At 72.4% G+C, this 18011-nt stretch carries 14 protein-coding genes; 8 read left to right on the forward strand and 6 right to left on the reverse strand.

Annotation, left to right across the window (positions count from 1 at the left end; translation table 11 throughout):
* Positions 1-163: 163 nt before the first annotated feature.
* The gene (locus ACZ6EG_RS03895; RefSeq protein ID WP_469601258.1) at positions 164-1411 is read left to right on the forward strand and encodes a GNAT family N-acetyltransferase; all 1248 of its coding nucleotides are present in this window, start codon (positions 164-166) and stop codon (positions 1409-1411) included.
* An 87-nt stretch (positions 1412-1498) separates the two neighbouring features.
* On the opposite strand, the gene ACZ6EG_RS03900 is transcribed toward ACZ6EG_RS03895, so the two are convergent.
* Both ACZ6EG_RS03900 and ACZ6EG_RS03905 read right to left on the reverse strand, forming a co-directional pair.
* The gene (locus tag ACZ6EG_RS03900; protein ID WP_391968007.1) at positions 1499-2335 is read right to left on the reverse strand and encodes an Fpg/Nei family DNA glycosylase; all 837 of its coding nucleotides are present in this window, start codon (positions 2333-2335) and stop codon (positions 1499-1501) included.
* Between the two features lie 229 nt (positions 2336-2564).
* On the reverse strand, positions 2565-3050 hold the full coding sequence (locus ACZ6EG_RS03905; protein ID WP_356603415.1) for a ribose-5-phosphate isomerase: 486 nt from the start codon (positions 3048-3050) through the stop codon (positions 2565-2567).
* Positions 3051-3256: 206 nt separating this feature from the next.
* Between ACZ6EG_RS03905 and ACZ6EG_RS03910 the strand changes: the two genes are divergently transcribed.
* On the forward strand, positions 3257-4699 hold the full coding sequence (locus ACZ6EG_RS03910) for an amino acid permease (RefSeq protein WP_391968008.1): 1443 nt from the start codon (positions 3257-3259) through the stop codon (positions 4697-4699).
* An 80-nt stretch (positions 4700-4779) separates the two neighbouring features.
* On the opposite strand, the gene ACZ6EG_RS03915 is transcribed toward ACZ6EG_RS03910, so the two are convergent.
* Positions 4780-5361 (reverse strand): biotin transporter BioY, encoded by a 582-nt coding sequence (locus tag ACZ6EG_RS03915; protein ID WP_356603419.1) that lies wholly within the window; start codon positions 5359-5361, stop codon positions 4780-4782.
* A gap of 334 nt (positions 5362-5695) precedes the next feature.
* On the opposite strand from ACZ6EG_RS03915, the gene ACZ6EG_RS03920 reads away from it, so the two are divergent.
* The 3 genes from ACZ6EG_RS03920 to ACZ6EG_RS03930 all read left to right on the forward strand — a co-directional run bounded on the left by ACZ6EG_RS03920 (position 5696) and on the right by ACZ6EG_RS03930 (position 8341).
* Positions 5696-7075, forward strand: coding sequence for an amino acid permease (locus ACZ6EG_RS03920; RefSeq protein ID WP_361016466.1), 1380 nt, complete (start codon positions 5696-5698; stop codon positions 7073-7075).
* 167 nt (positions 7076-7242) lie between these two features.
* Positions 7243-7884, forward strand: coding sequence for a superoxide dismutase (locus ACZ6EG_RS03925; protein WP_391968009.1), 642 nt, complete (start codon positions 7243-7245; stop codon positions 7882-7884).
* 235 nt (positions 7885-8119) lie between these two features.
* The gene (locus ACZ6EG_RS03930; RefSeq protein WP_148663811.1) at positions 8120-8341 is read left to right on the forward strand and encodes a hypothetical protein; all 222 of its coding nucleotides are present in this window, start codon (positions 8120-8122) and stop codon (positions 8339-8341) included.
* Here ACZ6EG_RS03930 and ACZ6EG_RS03935 read toward each other — a convergent pair.
* On the reverse strand, positions 8328-8966 hold the full coding sequence (locus ACZ6EG_RS03935; RefSeq protein ID WP_391968010.1) for a mycothiol-dependent nitroreductase Rv2466c family protein: 639 nt from the start codon (positions 8964-8966) through the stop codon (positions 8328-8330). The two genes, ACZ6EG_RS03930 and ACZ6EG_RS03935, sit on opposite strands and share 14 nt — an antisense overlap.
* Positions 8967-9111: 145 nt before the next feature.
* Here ACZ6EG_RS03935 and pepN point away from each other — a divergent pair, with 145 nt between their 5' ends.
* From pepN to ACZ6EG_RS03950, 3 genes are all read left to right on the forward strand, one after another.
* A complete protein-coding gene (pepN, locus tag ACZ6EG_RS03940) occupies positions 9112-11691 on the forward strand; it encodes an aminopeptidase N (protein WP_469601267.1) in 2580 nt (859 codons plus the stop codon).
* Positions 11692-11942: 251 nt separating this feature from the next.
* Positions 11943-13016, forward strand: coding sequence for a hypothetical protein (locus ACZ6EG_RS03945; protein WP_391968012.1), 1074 nt, complete (start codon positions 11943-11945; stop codon positions 13014-13016).
* Positions 13017-13334: 318 nt separating this feature from the next.
* Entirely contained in the window at positions 13335-16628 is a 3294-nt protein-coding gene (locus tag ACZ6EG_RS03950) for a S8 family serine peptidase (RefSeq protein ID WP_469601271.1), read from the forward strand.
* A 72-nt stretch (positions 16629-16700) separates the two neighbouring features.
* Here ACZ6EG_RS03950 and ACZ6EG_RS03955 read toward each other — a convergent pair whose 3' ends face one another.
* Together ACZ6EG_RS03955 and ACZ6EG_RS03960 are read right to left on the reverse strand one after the other, a co-directional pair.
* Entirely contained in the window at positions 16701-17429 is a 729-nt protein-coding gene (locus ACZ6EG_RS03955; RefSeq protein ID WP_469601274.1) for a hypothetical protein, read from the reverse strand.
* A 1-nt stretch (position 17430) separates the two neighbouring features.
* Positions 17431-17967 carry an RNA polymerase sigma factor gene (locus ACZ6EG_RS03960; RefSeq protein WP_356603435.1) on the reverse strand — a complete coding sequence of 179 codons (537 nt, stop codon included), beginning with the start codon at positions 17965-17967 and terminating at the stop codon, positions 17431-17433.
* Positions 17968-18011: the final 44 nt, after the last annotated feature.

Here is an 18011-nt window from a genome sequence, read left to right on the forward strand (position 1 = left end):
TAGTTCGGGACCCTATCCATCGGACCGGCCGCTTGGCACGGGAGGCCCCACTTGTCCCCCGTCCGAGGCCTGACTTCACAGTGAACTTCACGTACGGCCGTCGCGCCGCAACCTGGCAGAAATTGGTTCGACCGTCCTTGGACGGCCCTGGTACGCATGAGCCATGGGCGAGGACCGCGATGTGATGACCGAGCTGCGCGTGCTGCGGCAGGACGAGTGGAGCCAGTGGTACGAGACGCTGATCCGGGCCTTCAGCGGGGTGCCGGAGTCGGCGGAGGAGATGGCGCTCTACGACTCCCTGACGCAGGCCGACCGCTCCATCGGCCTCTGGGAGCGCGAGCAGTGCGTCGGGACTGCGGGGGCGTTCGGCTTCCGGATGACCGTGCCGGGCGGGGCCGAGGTGCCCGCGGCGGGCGTGACGATGGTGAGTGTCGCCGCCACGCACCGGCGCCGGGGCCTGCTGACGGCGATGATGCGGCGGCAGCTGGACGACGTACGGTCCTGGGGCGAACCGCTGGCCGTGCTGACGGCCTCCGAACCGGGGATCTACGGCCGGTTCGGGTACGGCGCCGCGACCTACCAGATCAACGCGGAGATCGACACGGACCGGGTCCGGCTGTCCGTGCCCGACGGCACGGATGACGTACGGCTGGAGTACGCGGCGCCCGCGGAGGTGCTCGACGCGTGCGAGGCGGTGTACGCGCGGCTGGTCCCCGGGCGGCCGGGGATGCTGGCGCGCCGGCCCGGCTGGGAACGGGTGGGGCTGCTGGACCCGGAGAGCAAGCGGGAGGGGGCCTCTCCGCTCCAGTGCGTGGTGGCCCGGCGGGACGGCGAGGTCACGGGGTACGCGCGGTTCCGGGTGCGGCCGGCCTGGGGCGACGAGGGACCCAGGGGCACGGTGGCCCTGAGCGAGCTGGCCGGGCTGGACCCGGCGACCAGGGCGGCGCTGTGGCGCTTCCTGTTCGGCATCGACCTGACCTCCACGCTGGCCGTGCGGGGACGGCCGGTCGACGAGGAGTGGCAGTACCAGGTGTCGGACATCAGGCGGTGCCGCCCGGCGGTGCGGGACGCGTTGTACGTACGGCTGGTGGACGTGGCGGCGGCACTGACGGCGCGGACCTACCTGGCGCCGGTGGACGTCGTGCTGGAGGTCGAGGACGCCTTCTGCCCCTGGAACGCGGGGCGTTGGCGGCTCAGCGGGGACGCGAAGGGGGCGACCTGCGAGCGTACGTCCGACGCGCCGGAACTCGCCCTGTCCGCACGGGAGTTGGGGGCGGCCTACCTCGGCGGCGTGAGTCTGGGCTCGCTGGCCGCGGCCGGCCGCGTGCGGGAGGTGCGGCCGGGCGCGCTGGCGGAGGCGTCGGTGGGGTTCGGGTCGGACGTGGCGCCATGGCTGCCGCACGGGTTCTGACGGCGGGGCGCCCCGTCTGACGGGGCCGTCCGGTGTCGGGCGCTCCGTCCGGCGGCGGGGCGCCCCGTCAGGTCCAGGGTCGGGGCGTCACGTCCGCCGCTCGGGCGCCCGGCTCGGTCGCCGCTGGCAGGTCGGGCACCAGAAGAGGTTGCGGGCGGCGAGGTCCGCGGTGCGGACGGGGTCGCCGCAGAGGTGGCAGGGCTGCTGTGCCCGGCGGTAGACGTAGACCTCGCCGCCGTGGTCGTCGACGCGGGGCGGGCGGCCCATGGCCTCGGGCGTGTGCTCGGGGCGGACGGTGTCGATGCGGTTGTTCCGGACGCCCTCCCGCATGAGGCCGGTCAGGTCGTGCCAGAGCGCGTCCCACTCGGCGGGGGTGATGTCCCGGCCCGGGCGGTAGGGGTCGATGCCGTGGCGGAAGAGGACCTCGGCGCGGTACACGTTGCCGACGCCGGCGATGACCTTCTGGTCCATGAGCAGGGCGGCGACGGTGGTACGGCTGCGGGACACGCGGCGGTACGCGGCGCGGGGGTCGGCGTCCGGACGCAGGGGGTCGGGGCCGAGGCGGTCGTGTATCGCCTGCTTCTCCGGGTCGGTGATCAGGGCACAGGTGGTGGGGCCGCGCAGGTCGACGTACGCGGTGTCGTCGGCGAGGCGCAGGCGGACGGTGTCCGTGGGCGGGGGCGCGGGGGCGCCTCCGAAGGTGACCTTGCCGAAGAGGCCGAGGTGGATGTGGATCCACTCCTCGTCCCGGAAGCCCAGGAAGAGGTGCTTGCCGTGGGCCTCGGTGCGGGTGAGCACGGTGCCGGTGAGCAGCGAGGCGGCGTCGGAGAACTTGCCCTGGGGGCTGGTGACACGCACGGTCCTGCCCGCGAAGGCGGCGGCGTAGTCCTGCGCCAGCCGGTGGATCGTGTGGCCTTCCGGCACGGGGTCGTCCTTCCTGCGTCTGTCCAGGCGCTCCCCCGGGCCGCCGTCGCGCGGGCGAGCCGACGATCACCGGACGGTATCCGCGCGCGTCAGGGGCCCGGGCGTCGGTGCAGCGGCCCTCGGGCCCTGCGCCCGTCGTGAGCGTGGGCCCCTCCGTCCCGCCGGGTCCAGGGCGCTCCCCCGGTGCTCGTGCGCCGGAGGGAGACGCCGGAGACGCCGGAACCCGGGGTTACTGCTGCGGGTGGTGGGCCGGGATGGGCGGGAGGTCGCCGGTCGTCTCGTAGGAGCTGAGCATGTCGATGCGGCGGATGTGGCGTTCGTCGCCGGAGAACGGCGTGGCGAGGAAGGTCTCGACGAACTTCGTCGCCTCCTCCTGGGAGTGCATGCGGGCGCCGACGGCCACGACGTTGGCGTCGTTGTGCTGACGGCCCAGGGCCGCGGTCTCCTCGCTCCAGGCCAGCGACGCGCGCACGCCCTTCACCTTGTTCGCCGCGATCTGCTCGCCGTTTCCGGAGCCGCCGATCACGATGCCGAGGGCGCCCGGGTCCGCGGCCGTCCGCTCCGCGGCGCGGAGGCAGAAGGGCGGGTAGTCGTCCTGGGCGTCGTAGAGGTGCGGACCGCAGTCGACGGGGTCGTGGCCCGCCGCCCGGAGCCAGTCGACGAGGTGGTTCTTGAGTTCGTAGCCCGCATGGTCGGAGCCGAGATACACGCGCATGCCACGAGTGTGACACGCGCCCCACGGGGCAGCAGCGTCGGGTGTCGGGTCGGAAAAGACCAGGTGAAACAATGGAAGCTCAGGGAAAGCTCAAGTAACGATCCGGAATCAAAGGTTCCCGAATTCGTTCACCTCCGTTTCACTGGTCCGGCTCGTACACCGCTCGTACGGGAAACTGCTCGACCGGCGCAAAGGAAGACCACCCCATGACTTCGCAGCCGACCCTGACCAAGGCCGAGGAAGACCCCGGCAGCCCCGGAGACCCCGGGACCGGGCTCCAGGCCGGACTCAAGAACCGCCACCTTTCGATGATCGCCATTGGCGGTGTCATCGGGGCCGGGCTGTTCGTGGGTTCCAGTACCGGTATCGCCACCGCCGGGCCCGGCATTCTTCTTTCGTACGCGCTCGTCGGCGCCCTCGTGGTGCTGGTGATGCGGATGCTCGGCGAGATGTCCGCCGCCAACCCGACCTCGGGTTCCTTCTCCGCGCACGCCGACCGGGCGCTCGGGCCCTGGGCCGGGTTCTCCATCGGCTGGCTCTACTGGTTCTTCTGGGTCGTCGTGCTGGCGGTGGAGGCGACCGCCGGCGCCAAGATCCTCGAAGGCTGGATACCGGCCGTGCCCCAGTGGGGCTGGGCCCTGATCGTGATGGTGGTGCTGACCGCCACCAACCTCGTCTCGGTCGGCTCCTACGGCGAGTTCGAGTTCTGGTTCGCCGGGATCAAGGTCGTCGCGATCGCCGCGTTCATCGTGGTCGGCGGGCTGGCCGTCTTCGGTCTGCTGCCGGGCGTCGACAGCGAGCAGGCGGGGCTGGCCAATCTGACGGAACACGGCGGGTTCCTGCCCAACGGGGCGGGGGCGATCCTGACCGGTGTGCTGCTCGTGGTCTTCTCCTTCATGGGCAGCGAGATCCCCACCCTGGCCGCCGGCGAGTCCGAGGACCCGCAGCGGGCCGTCACCAAGGCGACCAACAGCATCATCTGGCGTATCGCCGTCTTCTACCTGGGCTCCATCTTCGTCGTGGTCGCCCTGCTGCCCTGGGACTCGCAGTCGATCATCGACAAGGGTTCGTACGTGGCCGCACTGGACTCGCTCGGCATCGCCAACGCCGGTCAGATCATGAACTTCATCGTGCTGACGTCCGTGCTGTCCTGCCTGAACTCCGGGCTCTACACGGCCTCCCGCATGGCCTTCTCGCTCGGTCAGCGGGGTGACGCCCCGAAGGCCTTCGCCCGGACCACGCGCAGTGGTGTGCCGCGGACGGCGATCCTCGTGTCCGTGGTGTTCGGTTTCGTCGCCGTGTTCTTCAACTACGAGTTCCCGGACTCCGTCTTCCTCTTCCTCGTCAACTCCTCGGGGGCCGTGGCGCTCTTCGTGTGGCTGGTGATCTGCTTCTCGCAGCTGCGGATGCGGAAGATCATCCAGGCGGAGGCGCCGGAGAAGCTGGTGGTGCGGATGTGGCTGTTCCCGTACCTGACCTGGGTGGCCGCCGCCGTCATCGTCTTCGTGCTCGGCTACATGCTCACCGACACCGAGAACAACGGGCGCACGACCGTGCTGCTGTCGCTGCTCGTCGCGGCGCTCGTGCTCGCCGTCGCCGTCGTCAAGCAGAAGCTGGGCGCGCGCAAGGCCGTCGCCGACGGGAGCTGACCGCCGGCGGAACGCCGAGAGGGGCCGGCCGGATCGCGGTGCGATCCGGCCGGCCCCTCTTTCCGTGCGGTCGCCGCGTCCTAACGCTTGCCGACCAGCTTCCAGGCGGTGGGCACCAGACCCATCGCCAGGGCCGCCTTCAGGGCGTCGCCGAGCAGGAAGGGGGTGAGGCCGGCCGCGATCGCGGCGCTCAGGGACAGGTCCGCGGCGAGGGCCAGGTACGGGACGCCGACGGCGTAGATGATCGCCTCGCCGACCAGCATCGTGCCGGCCATGCGCAGCATCGAGCGGTCGGCGCCGCGGCGGGCCAGCGCTCCGACGACGGTGGCGGCGAGCAGCATGCCGAGGACGTAGCCGAGGGACGGGGCGCCGGTGCCGGAGCCGCCCTCCGCGAACCACGGCACGCCCGCCATGCCGACCAGCGCGTACAGCGCGAGCGAGAGCAGGCCGCGGCGTGCGCCGAGCGAGGTGCCGACGAGCAGCGCGGCGAAGGTCTGGCCGGTCACCGGGACCGGGGAGCCCGGCACGGGCACCGCGATCTGGGCCGCGAGGCCGGTGAGCACGGCACCGCCGGCCACGAGCGCGACGTCGCGGACTCGGGAGGAGGGGACGAGGTCGGCGAGGACCTGCCGGGAGGGGGCGGGGACGGCAGCGGTGCTCATGGGGACTCCGCGGTGGTGTGGACATGTCGGGACTCCGCGACGCTATCCCAGCGTGGTCGGGCCGATCACCAGCAGTGCTCGACAAAGGCCTGGTCGCGCGCTTGGTGGGCTCTCGACAAAGGGCGCGGGCTACACCTGGTCCGGGGTGACACCGGTCACCGTGAAGGGGAGGTGAGCGTCACGCGCGTCACACAGAACCGGAATCTCGCATTCGGACGCTCACGTTCCGTATCGGGATCGTCCGCATCGTGGGCAGCCGGTGTCGCCGACCGGCTCGACGCCGGAGACTGTGGGCGTTTTTTCCCTGCCCCCCACGCATTGGACGAGCCGCTCCATGTCCAACAGCACCACCGAGGCGCCGGCGCGGTCCGACGACGCCTCGCTCTCCCACGGCCTCAAGCAGCGCCACCTGTCGATGATCGCCCTCGGCGGCGTGATCGGTGCCGGGCTGTTCGTCGGCTCCGGGGCCGGCATCGCCGCCGCCGGGCCGTCGATCGTCGTCGCCTACACCCTCTCCGGTCTCCTCGTGATGCTGGTGATGCGGATGCTGGGCGAGATGTCGGCCGCGTATCCGTCCTCGGGCTCCTTCTCCGCGCACGCCGAGCGCGCGATCGGGCCGTGGGCCGGCTTCACCGCCGGCTGGGCGTTCTGGGTGCTGCTGTGCACGGCCGTGGGCCTGGAGGGCATCGGCGCCGCCCAGATCGTCCACGGCTGGCTGCCGGGCACGCCCGAGTGGGCCTGGGTGGCCCTGTTCATGGTGGTGTTCTGCGGGACGAACCTGGCCGCGGTGAAGAACTTCGGCGAGTTCGAGTTCTGGTTCGCCGCCCTCAAGGTCGGCGCGATCTCGCTGTTCCTCGTCCTCGGCGTGCTGGCGATCGCCGGCGTCCTGCCGGGCACCGACTCCCCCGGTACCTCGCACCTGAGCGACTTCCTGCCCAACGGCGGCAACGGTCTGATCATCGGCCTGCTCGCCTCGGTGTTCGCCTACGGCGGCCTGGAGACGGTGACCATCGCGGCGGCCGAGTCGGAGAACCCGGTGAAGGGCGTGGCGAGCGCCGTGCGGACCGCGATGTGGCGGATCGCGCTGTTCTACATCGGCTCGATGGCGGTCATCGTCACCCTGGTGCCCTGGGACTCCGCGGAGGTCGTGGAGAAGGGCCCGTACGTCGCCGCCCTCGACGAACTGGGCATCCCGGGCGCCGGTCAGCTCATGAACGTCGTCGTGCTGGTCGCGCTGCTGAGCGCGATGAACGCCAACATCTACGGCGCCTCGCGCATCGGCTACTCGCTGGTCGAGCGCGGCCAGGGCCCGAAGGCGCTGGGCCGGGTCTCGGGCGGGGTGCCGCGGGTCGCGGTGCTCGTCTCGTCGCTCTTCGGCTTCGGGTGCGTGCTGCTCAGCTACTGGCGGCCCGACGACGTGTTCGCCTGGCTGCTGAACATGATCGGCGCGGTCATCCTGGTCGTCTGGATCTTCATCGCCGTCTCCCAGCTCCGGCTGCGCCGCCGTCTGGAGCGGGAGGAGCCCGAGAAGCTGGTCGTGCGCATGTGGGGCTTCCCGTGGCTGACGTGGGTGGCGCTGGCGGCCATGGTCGCGGTGTTCGTGCTGATGGCCCGCGAGCCGGACACGCGGGTGCAGCTGTACTCGACCGGCGCGATGACGCTGGTCCTGGCGGCCGCCGGCTACGCCTGGCAGCGACGGCGGGCGCGCGCCTAGCCGCCGCCCGGAGCACTCGGGGGCCCTCGCACGGAGACGATCCGGGCGGGGGCCCTTCTCGCGCGCCACGGCACGCCCGCGCGCCCCCGCGGCCCACCGCCCGCACCCTCTTGCTGCTAGCGTGCACTTGCAAGCTTTGTGCAATAAGAGGTCTGAGGGGATCCGCCATGCCCGTCTACACGCTTCCTGAACTGCCGTACGACTACTCCGCGCTGGCCCCCGTGATCAGCCCCGAGATCATCGAGCTGCACCACGACAAGCACCACGCGGCGTACGTCAAGGGCGCCAACGACACGCTGGAGCAGCTCGCGGAGGCGCGGGACAAGGAGACCTGGGGCTCGATCAACGGCCTGGAGAAGAACCTGGCCTTCCACCTCTCCGGCCACATCCTGCACTCGATCTACTGGCACAACATGACCGGGGACGGCGGCGGCGAACCGCTGGACAAGGACGGCGTGGGCGAGCTGGCCGACGCGATCGCCGAGTCGTTCGGGTCCTTCGCCGGCTTCAAGGCGCAGCTCACCAAGGCCGCCGCGACCACCCAGGGCTCCGGCTGGGGCGTGCTGGCCTACGAGCCGCTGAGCGGCCGCCTGATCGTCGAGCAGGTCTACGACCACCAGGGCAACGTCGGCCAGGGCTCCGTCCCGATCCTGGTCTTCGACGCCTGGGAGCACGCCTTCTACCTCCAGTACAGGAACCAGAAGGTCGACTTCATCGACGCCATGTGGGCGGTCGTCAACTGGCAGGACGTGGCGAAGCGCTACGAGGCCGCCAAGTCCCGCGCCGACGTGCTGCTGCTGGCTCCCTGAGCCGTCCGCCCCCCCTGATCGTCCTGCCTCGTGATCGTCTTCTCACCCTTCACGACGGCAGGCGGAATGAGGGAAGCCCCCGCGAGGACGTGACTCGCGGGGGCTTCCTGTGCGCGCAGGGGCCGCCGGGAGGCGGTCGGGGCCTGCGGGCGAGCCCGCCGTACCGGCGGGAACAGATGACCGCCCGCGCGCGGAGGCTTCCCGGTGGGAGGGGTTCCGGGCCACAGTGGCCCGCATGGGTCTTCCGATCAGGCGGTGTCCCAACTGCGGGGACACGGACCAGGCGTTCCGGCCGCTCGACGACGCGGAGCGGGCGTACGCCCTGGGGCAGGTGCCCCGGGCCGACCTGGGCACCTACCGGCGCTGCGCCCGTGCGGGATGCGTACGCGTGCAGTCCTACTTCAACTGGCGGTCCGGCTTCGATCTGCCGGACTCCTTCCGGCCTACAGGTTGCTGAAGTCCGGCCCCTTGGTGCGGGTGCGCTTGATCTCGTAGAAGCCGGGGACGGAGGCGACGGCCAGGGTGCCGTCCCAGAGCCGGGCGGCGTCCTCGCCCCGGGGCGCGGGGGTGACGACCGGGCCGAAGAAGGCGACCTGTTCGCCGTCGGCGCCGGGGACGGCGATGACCGGGGTGCCGACCTCCTGGCCGACCTTGTCGATGCCCTCCTGGTGGGACGCGCGCAGCTGCGGCTCGTACGGGGTGGAGTCCCAGTGGTCCAGGAGGGACTCGGGCAGGCCGACGTCCTTCAGGGCGGCGGCGACCGTCTCCTTCTCCGGACCCTCGCCCTGGTTGTGGAAGCGGGTGCCGAGCGCGGTGTAGAGATCACCGAGGATCTCGGGGCCGTGCTCCTCCTGGGCGGCGACGACCACGCGGACCGGGCCCCAGGCCTTGGTCTCGAGCATCTCGCGGTACTCCTCGGGCAGCTCGTCGAGCTTGTCCTCGTTCAGGACGGCGAGGCTCATCAGGTGCCAGCGCACCTGGATGTCCCTGACCTTCTCCACCTCCAGCACCCAGCGGGAGGTCATCCAGGCCCACGGGCACAGCGGGTCGAACCAGAAGTCGACGGGAGTCTTCTCCGACATGTCTCTCCTCAGGAGGTGGCGCAACCGAGCCTTTCTCCTGGCAACCCACCGGTCACTCCCGCCATTCCCGGCTGCCGCCCGTCAGGGCCACATGGCAGGATCGGCGCTGTCCGCATACTGAACACCACCCGAGGGAGTGCCGCCCGTGCCCGGTGAGAATCTGTCCCGCGACGAGGCCCGGGAGCGGGCCGCCCTGCTCTCCGTCGACGGGTACGACGTGTCCCTCGACGTGCGTTCGGCCACCGGCGACGCGGAGGGTGACGGTCCGCGCACCTTCCGTTCCGTGACGACGATCCGCTTCCGCTGCAACGAGCCGGGCGCGAGCAGCTTCGCCGACCTGATCGCGCCGAGCGTGACCGCCGTGTCCCTCAACGGCCGCGACCTCGACCCGAGCGAGGTCTTCGACGGCACCCGGATCGCCCTGGAGGACCTGGCCGCCGACAACGAGCTGGTCGTCGACGCGCGGTGCGCGTACTCCCGGACCGGCGAGGGCCTGCACCGCTTCGTCGACCCCGAGGACGGCGAGGTCTACCTCTACACCCAGTACGAGCCGGCCGACTCCCGCCGGGTCTTCGCCAACTTCGAGCAGCCGGACCTGAAGGCACCCTTCCGCTTCGAGGTGCGGGCGCCCGAGGAGTGGACGGTGTGGAGCAACGGCACCGGGGAACGCGCCGACGGGGTGTGGCGGTTCGCGGAGACGAAGCCGATCTCGACGTACATCACCTGTGTCGTCGCGGGCCCGTACCACTACGTCACGGACCGCTACGAGCGGACCTTCGAGGACGGCACCCGGCTGGAGATCCCGCTCGGCGCCCTGTGCCGCAAGGGGCTGGCGCCGCACTTCGACGCGGACGACGTCTTCCTGGTCACCAAGCAGGGCCTGGACTTCTTCCACGACCACTTCGACTACCCGTACCCCTTCGGCAAGTACGACCAGGCCTTCGTGCCCGAGTACAACCTCGGCGCGATGGAGAACCCGGGGCTGGTGACCTTCCGCGAGGAGTTCATCTTCCGGGGCAAGGTCACCCGGGCGTCCTACGAGGGCCGCGCCAACGTGATCCTGCACGAGATGGCGCACATGTGGTTCGGCGACCTGGTCACCATGGAGTGGTGGGACGACCTGTGGCTCAAGGAGTCCTTCGCCGACTTCATGGGCACCTTCGCGAACGTCGGCGCGACCCGTTTCAAGGACGCCTGGATCACCTTCGCCAACCGCCGCAAGGCGTGGGCCTACCGGGCGGACCAGCTCCCCTCCACCCACCCGATCACGGCCGACATCCGTGACCTGGAGGACGCCAAGCTGAACTTCGACGGCATCACGTACGCCAAGGGCGCCTCCGTGCTCAAGCAGCTGGTGGCGTACGTCGGGCAGGACGCCTTCCTGGAGGGCGCCCGGCGCTACTTCAAGCGGCACGCGTACGGCAACACGCGCCTCGGCGACCTGCTGTCGGTGCTGGAGGAGACCAGCGGGCGGGACATGAGCGCCTGGGCGCGGTCCTGGCTCCAGACGGCGGGCGTCAACGCGATGACCCCGCAGGTGCTGCTGAGCCCCGAGGGGCGGGTGGCCGAGCTGGCGGTGGTGCAGGAGGCTGCCGAGACGCATCCCGAACTGCGCCCGCACCGGGTGGCGGTGGGCCTGTACCGGCGCACCGGCGAGGGCGCCCTGGAGCGGTACGCCCGCGCCGAGGTGGACGTCGACGGGCCGCGCACGGTGGTGGCGGAGCTGGCCGGGGCCGAGGCGCCCGAGCTGGTCCTGGTCAACGACGACGACCTGACGTACTGCAAGACCCGCTTCGACGAGACCTCGCTGGCCACGCTGCGCGAGCACCTGGGCGCGCTGACCGACCCGCTGGCCCGCGCCCTGTGCTGGTCGGCGCTGTGGAACATGACGCGGGACGCGCTGCTGCCGGCGCGGGACTTCACCGGCCTGGTGCTGCGCTTCGCGGGGCGCGAGTCGGACATCGGGGTCCTCCAGATGCTGCACGCCTGGGCGCACTCGGCGCTCGTGCACTACGCGGCCCCCGAGTGGCGGGAGACCGGCGGGCGGCTGCTCGGCGAGGGCGCGCTGCGGGAGCTGCGGGAGGCCGCGCCGGGCGGCGAGCAGCAGCTGGCGTGGGCGCGGTTCTTCGCGGCGGTGGCCGGCGACGAGGCCGGACTGCGGTTGCTGCGCGGCCTGTTGGACGGGACCGAGAAGGTCGACGGTCTGGACGTGGACCAGGAGCTGCGCTGGGCGTTCCTCCAGCCGCTCGCCGCGCACGGACACGCCGACGAGGGCGTGCTCGCCGCCGAGCTGGCCCGGGACGACACCGCCTCCGGCAAGCGGCACCAGGTGCGCTGCCTGGCGGCCCGGCCGTCGGCGGCGGTGAAGGCGCAGGCCTGGGCGCAGGTGGTGGAGTCGGACGCGCTGTCGAACGCGCTGGTGGAGGCGACCATCGCGGGCTTCGCGCAGCCCTCGCAGCGGGAGCTGGTCGCGCCGTACGCCGAGAAGTACTTCGCGGCGATCGAGCGGGTCTGGGCCGAGCGGTCCATCCAGATCGGGATGGACGTGGTGCGGGGGCTGTTCCCGTCCCTGCGGGACTCCCAAGACACCCTCGACGCGACGGACGCGTGGCTGTCCGCGCACGAGGACGCCGCGCCCGCGCTGCGCCGGCTGGTGCTGGAGGCGCGGGACGACCTGGCGCGGGCACTGCGGGGCCAGGCGTGCGACGCGGCAGCGGGCCGCTGAACCGCTGAACCGCTGATACCGGACCGATGAACCGGAACCGATGAACCCGGGCCTATCTTTGGCCAACGATTGGGCGCTCCGTCATCGTTACGGAATTCGGTCACCAGCAGCCGTAACCCCTGGTCCGCACGGCGACGGACCAGGGGTTCTCGGCATCCGAACACCCGTCCTTTAGGGCGGCCTTGTCCGGATTGTGCGATGGGCTTGTAACAGCGGTTAAGGGCCGGATCGGGTGCGGGAAGGTCCCGGTCATGACGCACAACACCCCGCTCTCCCCCCGCCCGCTCCACCACCTCGCCGAAGGCCGGCGCCGCCTGATGACGGTCACTCAGTTGCGGGCGCACGGTGTCTCCGCCGCCGAGACCGACGAGCAGTGCCGTCCCGGCGGGCCGTGGCAGCAGCTCCTCCCCCACGTCGTCCTGCTCCACCCGGGCCCGCCGACCAGCGAGGAGCGCCTGCACGCGGTGCTGATGTACGCGGCGCGGGAGCGCACCGCGGCGGCCGCCGGCTCCCCCGCCGGCGTCCCGGCCTCCGTGCCGGTGCAACCGGGCGGGAGCGGGCGGCCCGTCCCGGGCTACGCGGAGGCGATGATCACGGGTCTGGCCGCGCTGACGCTGCACGGCTTCCGCGCCGCTCCCCCGCTGCCGTCCCTGGACGCCATCGACGTCCTGGTGCCGAGGCTGCGCCGACTGCGTACGACGGGCTGCGCCCGCATCGTCCGGACCACGGCGCTGCCCACCGCCGAGCAGGTCACCGGGGTGCCGGTGGCGCCGGTGGCGCGGGCGCTGGCCGACGCGGTGGCGGGACTGTCGGACGCGGGCGTCGTCCGCCTGCTGCTGACGGAGGCGGTGCGCGGCGGGCACTGCGAACCGGCGGCGGTGGTACGGGAACTGAACCGGGCCCGGCTGCTGAGCCGTCCGCACGTGGTGGACGCCGTCGACTCGCTGGTCGCCGAGGGGCGGGCCCTCGCGGAGCAGCGCCTGTACCGGATGGTGCGCGAGCACGGTCTGCCGGAACCGGTGTGGAACGCCGACCTGCGGCTGCCCGGCGGCCCTCACCTCGGCGGGGTGGACGCCTACTGGCCCGAGCACTCGGTGGCGCTGGAGCTGGACACCCGCGCCCACCGGCAGCGGAACGACGACGCCGAGTGGGCCGAACACGCCCGCAAGCGCGAGCACCTGGAACGACTGGGCGTCACGGTCGTGCACCTGACGCCGCGCAAGCTGCGGGACAGCCCGGAGCACCAGGCGACCGTCGTACGTACCGCGTTGATGGCGGCCGCGGACAGGGAACCCGCCGCGTACGTCGTGGTGCTGCCCCGGTAGTGACGGACCGGGGCGGTCGCCAGGAGGGGAGGGGAGGGGCCGCCGGGATTCCGGCGGCCCCTCCTCGTGAACGCGGCCCGGGGCGCGCGCCGCACGGTGACCCCGACCCACGGGAATGTCACAGGTCACCCCTTACGTCCCCGGTGGCGCATGGCGGAAGTACGCCATGACTTCGCCTCGTCCCGGACAACTCTCCCCAAAGAGTGATCCCTTGCGTAAAGCTGAGCGGTCGTCCGGGATCGTATTCCGGACTGCCCGCGGCCAGCACCGATCGGCCCCGGTCGTCCACGCACGTTCCTTTACCTACAAGGGATGCCGATGACCCACACCCCCCAGCGCGCACCGATAACGGGCGCGAGACGCGCGGCCCGCCTGACCGTGGCCACGGGCCTCGTCGCCGCGCTCTGTGCCGTCGGACCGATACCCGTGGCCCTCGCCGCCGACGGCCCGGGCACCGCCCCGCCGGTCGACGCCTCCGTCAAGTCGGCGCACGACAAGCTCGGTTCCGCCGACGCGGACCTGCTCGCCGAGGCGAAGGCCGAGGGCACGAAGAACGTCACCATGATGGTGGCCACCGCACCGGGCCGGACCGAGCAGGTGGCGCAGCAGCTCGACGCGGTCGGCGGCGGCTCCGTCGGCCGCACCTACGACGCGCTGGGCTACGTCCGCGCCACCGTGCCCACCGGGAAGGCGGACGCGGCCATCGCCGCCGCCGCGAAGCTCTCCTCCGTGCAGGGCATCGACCTGCGCGACGAGATCCCGCTGGACGACCCGACGCCGAGCGCGGACACGGCGAAGGGCGCCCCGCACCAGGGCCGCTCCTACCCCGCGCCGGACCGCAGGACGCCCGCCGAGAACCCGTACAACCCGTCCTTCGAGACGGGCGCCGTCGACTTCGTGAAGAAGAACCCGAAGGCGGACGGGCGCGGCATCACCATCGGCGTCCTCGACTCGGGCGTCGACCTCGGCCACCCGGCGCTCCAGCGGACCACCACCGGCGAGCGCAAGATCGTCGACTGGGTCACCGCGACCGACCCGGTCGTCGACGGCGACCGGACCTGGCGCCCGATGGACACCCCCGTCTCCGGCCCGACCTTCACCTACGGCGGGGAGACCTGGACGGCCCCGGCGGGCTCGTACCGGGTCAGCACCTTCCTGGAGTCGTACACCACCGGCGGTGACGCGGCGGGCGACGCCAACCGGGACGGCGACACCACCGACTCCTGGGGCGTGCTGTACGACAAGGCGGCCGGCACCGTCCGCGTCGACCTGAACGACAACCACGACTTCGCCGACGACGCCCCCATGAAGCCGTACAAGGACGGCTTCCAGGTGGGGTACTTCGGCACCGACGACCCGGCGACGGACGTGGCCGAACGCCAGCCCTTCGTCGTCGAGATCCGCGAGGACGTCGTCCGCAACGCGGCCGGGGACAAGGCCGACTTCGTCAACATCGGCGTCATCGAGGGCTCGCACGGCTCCCACGTGGCCGGCCTCACCGCCGCCAACGGCCTCTTCGGCGGGCGGATGAACGGCGCGGCCCCCGGCGCGAAGATCGTCTCCTCGCGCGCCTGCACCTGGAGCGGCGGCTGCACCAACGTCGCGCTCACCGAGGGCATGATCGACCTCGTCGTCAACCGGGGCGTCGACATCGTCAACATGTCGATCGGCGGCCTGCCCGCCCTCAACGACGGCAACAACGCGCGCGCCACGCTGTACACGCGCCTCATCGACACCTACGGCGTCCAACTGGTGATCTCCGCGGGCAACTCCGGCCCCGGCGCCAACACCATCGGCGACCCGTCCCTCGCCGACAAGGTGATCTCCGTCGGCGCCTCCGTCTCCCGCGAGACCTGGGCCGCCAACTACGGCTCCGTGGTGAGCAAGAAGTACGCGATGATGCCGTTCTCCTCGCGCGGCCCGCGTGAGGACGGCGGCTTCACGCCGACGCTGACCGCGCCCGGCGCCGCGGTGAACACCATCCAGACCTGGATGCCCGGTGCCCCGGTCCCCGAGGCGGGCTACGACCTGCCCGCCGGCTACGGCATGCTCCAGGGCACCTCGATGGCGTCCCCGCAGGCCGCCGGCGCCTCCGCGCTGCTCCTGTCGGCCGCGAAGCAGGCGGGCATCGACCTCACCCCGGCGAAGCTGCGCACCGCGCTGACCTCCACCGCCGACCGCATCGCGGGCGCGCAGGCCTACGAGCAGGGCGCGGGTCTGATCAACGTCCCCGACGCCTGGCGCGCGATCCGGGCGGGCGCCACCGCCCACGAGTACACGGTCCAGGCGCCGGTCGACACCGCGATCGACCAGTTCCTGAAGACCCCCGGCCGCGGCACCGGCCTCTACGACCGCGAGGGCGGCCTGAAGGCCGGCGGGAAGAAGACGTACGACATCACGCTCACCCGTACCTCCGGCGCCGACAAGGCGATCCGGCACGAGCTGCACTTCGAGAACAACGCCGGGCGCACCTTCCGGATCGTCGGCTCGGACGTGGTGAAGCTGCCGCTGAACGAACCGGTGACCGTCCGGGTGGAGGCCGGTCCCCGCTCGGAGGGGATCAAGAGCGCGGTCCTGGAGGTCGACGACCCGCGCACCGAGGGCACCGACAAGCTGGTCCTGACCACGGTCGTCGCCTCGGCCCCGCTCGCCTACGACTTCTCCGCGCGGGACTCCGTGCAGCGCAACAGCACCGAGTCGTACTTCGTGACCGTCCCCGAGGGCGCGCAGGCGCTGGAGGTGGCCATGAGCGGGCTGAAGAGCGGCAGCCAGACCCGGTTCATCGCCATCCACCCCTACGGCGTCCCGGTCGACAGCACCTCCACGCCGTACTGCTACAACAACTACCTCGACGGCAACGGCTGCCGGCCCGACGTACGCGCGTACGCCGACCCGCAGCCCGGCGTCTGGGAGATCGAGGTGGAGTCGCGGCGCACCTCGCCGCTGCTGGACAACGCGTACGAGCTGGACGTCGCCGTCCTCGGCGCCGGCTTCGACCCGGAGGTCGTGACCGTGCCCGAGGCGAAGGCCGGCATCCCGGCCGACGCCTCCTGGAAGGTGACGAACCGCTTCGCCCCGATCGAGGGCAGGCTCACCGGCGGGCCGCTGGGCTCGGCCGAGACGACCCGTCCGGCGATCCGGCAGGGTGAGAAGCGGACCTCCACGGTCCAGGTGCCCGAGGGCGCCGAGTCGCTGGACGTGGCCATCGGCGGCGTCTCCGACGCGGCCGCCGACCTGGACCTGACGGTCTACGACGAGGACGGGAACGTCGTCGGCCAGTCCGCCGACGGCGACTCGGAGGAGACGGTCTCCCTGCCGAAGCCGGCCGCCGGCGCCTACACCGTCGAGGTCGTCGGCTACGCGGTGCCGTCGGGCACCACGGAGTACGACTACCGGGACGTGTACTTCGCCGCCTCCCTCGGCTCGGTCGCGGTGGACGGCTCGGCGCCGGTGAAGCTCGGCACGGGCGCCTCGGCGACGGTCACCGGCAGCGTCACGGCGCTGGCCGCGGCCCCCGAGGGCCGTGAGTTCTTCGGCCGGGTCCAGCTGGTGAACGCCCACGGCACGGCCGCGGGCCTCGGCAGTGTGCGGATCGGGAAGGTCGTGCCGTAGTCCGGTGCGACACCCCGGAGGGCGGGCGCTCCGCGGGGCGCCCGCCCTTTGCGCGTCCCGGATGCCCGGGGGTCAGTCGCAGGTGAGGGTGCGGGACTCGGGCAGGGACGCGGTGATCCGGGCGCGTTCGGCGGCGAGGGACTCCTCGCCGGTGATCACGGTGTCCGGGGTGTCGCCGTACTGGGGGACGCCGATCAGCGCGTGGTCCCCGGCCGACAGGCGGGCCGTGGTGTCGTCCAGGACGAAGGTCATCGGCTCGTCCGCCGGGTCCGGCCGGTCCTCCGGCTTGTAGGAGCGGGTCACGTCGAGGGTGATCCGGTGCCTTCCGGTGCCCGGCAGGGGTTCGGCGCCGGTCACCGTGCCCTCGGCCACCACCCGCGCGCAGGCCAGGTAGCGGGGGCTGCCGAAGGCGACACCCGCTGCGGAACCGGCCCGCTTGTCGTCGGCGGCGGCGCTCTCGGCCCCCGTGTCGGCCGCGCCGTCGCTGCCCTGCACCACCAGCCACCCCAGCCCCGTCATCACCGCGCCGGCGCAGGCCACCGCGAGGGTGCCGAGGGCCAGGGCGAAGGGGCGGCGCCGGGGGTGGCGGGCGGGCCGCGTCACCGGGGCGGCCCCGCGGGCGGGCGGCGGCCCGCCCAGCGACCGTCCGAGGACGCCCAGCTGCTCGCGCAGCAGCGCCACGTCGGCCGTCGCCGACCGGTACGCGGCCTCCGCGTCCGCGTCCGCCCCGGGCGGCAGCGGCTCACCCGTGATCGCGGCCATCAGCGCGTCGTCCCCGGCGGGATGCTGTCCGGCGGCCATCTCACACCACCTCGTCCTCGTGCAGGCGGGCCCGCAGTGCCCGTACCGCCGTGTGCAGCCTGCTCTTGACCGTGCCCTCGGGTATCCCCAGCTCCTCGGCGATGCCGCGCACCGGCAGATCGGCGTAGAAGCGCAGGACGACGACCTGGCGCTGGGCGTCGGGCAACTCGTCCAGGCCCTGGGCGACGGCGAGGGAGAGCACGCTGGTGTCCTCCCCGGAGGGGTGCTCCGTCTGGCGCAGCGCGGCGAGGCGCTCGCCCAGCCGGTCCTGGCGGCGCCTGGCCCGGTGCCAGTCCATGGCCAGGTTGGAGGCGACGACCGCCGCCCACGCGGACACGTCGCGCGGCGCCTCCCGTCCGCTCGCCGTGCGCTCCAGCAGCCGCAGGCGGACCTGCTGCACCCCGTCCGGCAGGTCCGCCTGCGGCACGCCGCCGAGCGCGAGCACCGCGCGCACCCGGCGTTCCTGGGCCGCGTCCAGGGGGTCGTCGAGCACGGCGTCCCCCTGGCCGCGGCGGGCCCTTCTGCGCAGCACAGCCACCCCTCCCCTCGCCGCGTTTCCCCTAGGACGCCGGCGGGGCCCGA

The sequence above is a fragment of the Streptomyces sp. NPDC041968 genome, assembly GCF_055589025.1.